Genomic DNA, 3,151 nt, shown 5'->3' with positions numbered 1-3,151 from the left:
ATATTAAATTATTTTTGTTGTCCAATCTTCAACATTCCAAATTTCAGTAGCAACATCCATATAAAAATCAGGCTCATGGCTTACCATTAATACTGTTCCATTAAACTCTTTAATTGCTCTTTTTAATTCTTCTTTTGCGTCTACGTCTAAGTGATTTGTAGGCTCATCTAAAATTAAGAAATTAATTTCACGGTTCATGATTTTAGCAAGTCTAACTTTTGCATTTTCTCCTCCAGATAGAACACGCATCTGACTTGTAATGTGATCTGTAGTTAAACCACATTTAGCAAGGGCTGCTCTAACTTCAGCATTAGTTAGTCCAGGGAATTCGTTCCAGAATTCATCTAAAGCAGTTGTAGAAGAACTTTCTTCTTCTTGTTTGAAATAACCAATTTCTAAAAACTGTCCATGTTCAATCTCTCCAGATAAAGATTTAATTCTTTTTAAAATTGTATTTAAAAGTGTAGATTTACCTAAACCATTAACACCTTTTATAGCAATTTTTTGATTACGTTCTATTGTAAAATTAAGTGGTTTTGTTAAAGGTTCATTATATCCAATAACAAGATCTTTTACAGTAATAATCTCTCTAGATGGTGTACGAGCAGTTTTAAATCCAAAAATTGGTTTAGGTTTTTCTCTAGCAATTTCAATAATTTCCATACGGTCTAATTTTTTTTGTCTATCTTTAGCTAGGTTTGTTGTAGCAACCCTAGCTTTATTTCTAGCTATAAAATCTTCCAGATGAGCAATTTCTTTTTGCTGTTTCTTATAAGCTGCTTCTATTTGTCTTTTTTTCAATTCATACATCTCTCTAAAATAATAGTAGTCACCAGTATATCTAGTTAAAACTGCATTTTCAATATGATATATAACATTTGTAACTTCATTTAAAAATGGAATATCATGTGAAACCAAAATAAAAGCATTTTCATAGCTTTTTAAGAAATTTTTTAGCCAAGTTATATGATCTTCATCTAGGAAGTTTGTAGGCTCGTCTAAAATTAGAATCATAGGATTTTCTAATAAAACTTTAGCTAAAAGTATTTTAGCTCTTTGACCACCAGAAAGTTCAGAAACATCTCTTTCTAATCCAATATCAAGTAAACCTAATCCAGCAGCATATTCTTCAATTTTAGAATCTAGATTATAAAAATCAGCTCCTTCAAGAATACTTTGGATTTCTCCAACCTCTTCTAAAATTGTATCCATTTCTTCAGGAGTACAATCTCCCATTTTTGTATAAAGATCCATAATTTCTTGTTCTAACTCAAACATATGAGCAAAAGCAGATTTTAAGATATCTCTAATTGTTTTTCCTTTTTCTAAAGTACTATACTGATCAAGATATCCTGTAGTGATATGATTACACCAAGAAACTTGTCCTTCATCAGGCATAAGTTTACCAGTAATAATATTTAAAAATGTAGATTTTCCTTCTCCGTTGGCTCCTACCAATCCAACATGTTCACCCTTTAAAAGTCTGAAAGAGGCATTTTCTAAAATAACTCTAGAACCAAATCCATGACTTACGTTTTTAACATCTAAAATACTCATAAAATTTAACTCCTAATATATTTAATTAATATTTTTTTTACGATACGCAATGCTCTAATTTTATCATGATTTTTAAATAAATGATACATACTTTTTTACAAGGATTCAAGAAAGACTAGAAAACTTGTATTAATATAAAAAAAATGTTAAAATTTATACTCAATTAATTATGAGCGAGGTTTATTTTATGTTAAAAAACAATCAAAATAACTGTTTTATAATTTTAAAGTTTTTTATAAAGCAGTATGTTTATCTTTATTTTATGATGGTAATCAGTAGAATTTATTTTTTGTATAGAACTTTTCCAAAGGAGATAAAAATTCCAAAGGAAATAGTTTATGAAGGCTTTAAAATTGGATGGATTTTCGATAATTCTATTATTGGTAGTTTTATTGTAATTACATCACTTTTATTTATAATTTTTTATATTCTAAATAAAAAAAATTATAAAATGGCAAAGAATATTTATATGATTCCAACTAGCATTTTATTTTTAATTATTTGTTCTTTAAGTTTTGGAAATGTTGAATATTTTAGAGAATTTGGCTTTAATGTCAATTCATCTATTTTAAACTATTTTGGAGATACAAATGAAATAATAGCTACATTTTTTTCAGGAAACGATTATAACCCTGTAACAAATTTGTCAATTATTTTTATTTTAACATTAGGCTTTATAAAGTTAACTAAAAAAAATTTAGAAAAAATAAATTTGAATTTAAAGTTTGATTTTTTTTCAAATTTAAAAGCTATAGTATCTATTTTAGTCATTATAACATTGGGAGTATTTTCATCAAGAGGAGGATTTTCAGAGGCAGTTTTAGACTGGGGAAGAGGGTACTATTCAGAATATTCATATATGAATCAATTTGCTATAAATCCTGTTTTTTCTTTAGGAAGATCTTATTATAATTTAAAAAAAGAGCAAAGAAAGGGAAGAGCATTAGAAAGAACTTTTTCAATAGATGAACTTAAATATAATATAAGAGAAATAGTAGAAGATCAACAAGCTCAATATATTTCTGATAAAAATCCATTATTAAGAATAACAGATACAAAAAAAAATCAGAAAAATTATAATGTCGTAATTGTATTAATGGAAAGCTTTATGTCAAAATATATTGGAGTTCAAGGAGCTCAAATAGATTTAACACCTAATTTTAATAAATTAGCAAAAGAAGGAGTTTTATTTAATAATTTTTATGCTACGGGAACGAGATCTAATAGAGGTATAGCATCTGTTACAGTTTCATATCCATCGCCCAAAGTAATTTCTGTAACTAAAGAATTTACAGCAGGTCAAAAAGCATTTTTTTCTTTACCAAAGATTTTAAAAGAAAGAGGTTATGAAACGTCATTTATATACGGTGGCGACGCTGAATTTGATAATATGGCTGGGTTTTTAAAGTTAAATGGTGTAGATAATATAGTAGACGAAAGAAATTTTTCAAAAGATGATAAAACTATTAAATGGGGAGTACCAGATGATAAATTATTTGAAAAATCTATCGATTATTTAAATAATATAAAGAAGCCATTTTTTGCAACAATTTTTACTTTAAGTAATCATGCTCCATACGATATAGACTCAAAT

2 protein-coding genes are annotated in these 3,151 nt (G+C 26.7%); one reads left to right on the top strand and one right to left on the bottom strand.

What is annotated here, in order from left to right; all coding sequences use genetic code 11:
- Positions 1–3 precede the first annotated feature (3 nt).
- A complete protein-coding gene (locus Q0V08_RS11220; RefSeq protein ID WP_297434804.1) occupies positions 4–1,557 on the bottom strand; it encodes an ABC-F family ATP-binding cassette domain-containing protein in 1,554 nt (517 codons plus the stop codon).
- A gap of 187 nt (positions 1,558–1,744) precedes the next feature.
- Here Q0V08_RS11220 and Q0V08_RS11215 point away from each other — a divergent pair.
- Positions 1,745–3,151: alkaline phosphatase family protein (locus tag Q0V08_RS11215; RefSeq protein ID WP_297434803.1), on the top strand; the 1,407-nt coding region annotated here is incomplete at its 3' end.

Source organism: uncultured Cetobacterium sp. (genome assembly GCF_947038635.1).
Taxonomy (GTDB): domain Bacteria; phylum Fusobacteriota; class Fusobacteriia; order Fusobacteriales; family Fusobacteriaceae; genus Cetobacterium_A.
This window is presented reverse-complemented; position numbering and strand designations above follow the sequence as displayed.